Source organism: Bartonella sp. AS69XJJH (assembly GCF_042195585.1).
GTDB lineage: Bacteria > Pseudomonadota > Alphaproteobacteria > Rhizobiales > Rhizobiaceae > Bartonella.
On the sequence record NZ_JBHIOO010000147.1, the window covers coordinates 1 to 543 of the forward strand.

The 543-nt window shown below is 45.7% G+C and carries 1 protein-coding gene; it reads right to left on the reverse strand.

Going from position 1 to position 543, the window contains the following annotated elements:
* Window positions 1-543: hemagglutinin repeat-containing protein (locus tag ACFIK6_RS10360; protein WP_375677626.1), on the reverse strand; the 543-nt coding region annotated here is incomplete at both ends.

Consider the following 543-nt stretch of genomic DNA (forward strand, 5'->3'; position numbering starts at 1 on the left):
CGCTGTGGAGACTTGAGAAGAGGCTTCTGTTTTCTCAGTTTTAAAGCCCACGGTTACACTGCCAGATGCGCCAGCCATATTGGCAAGAGCATCTTTGGTGGAACCCCCCATCCCTCCTAATGGGTTACTCAGTCCTTTGGTTATGTTCCCCTTTTCCCCTGTGTTGCCAGTCAGCCAATCAACAAAATTCCTGCCTTTGTTAAAGAGGTGATTGATTTTCATGCCGGTCAGTATGCCATTAATAACGGTGTTATTGCCATCCTTATTGTTCATACGGTCCGCTGAATCTTTTAAGCCTTGTACCGTGCCAAGAACACCGATATCAGCAGAGGCTGTCACACCAGCAAAAGACTTTTCATGTGTCTCTTTGCCGTTAGAGGTATCATAGCTTTCTGATAGGGTGATATTATTGCCAGCATCAATGTTGACATCACGATCCGCCGTAACAATGGCTGCTTGCATATTCACATCATTGTCAGCAGTAATCTGCACATCTTGGCGTGCCGTGATGTGTGATTGTGTGGAAGTATTTTCCCATTGATC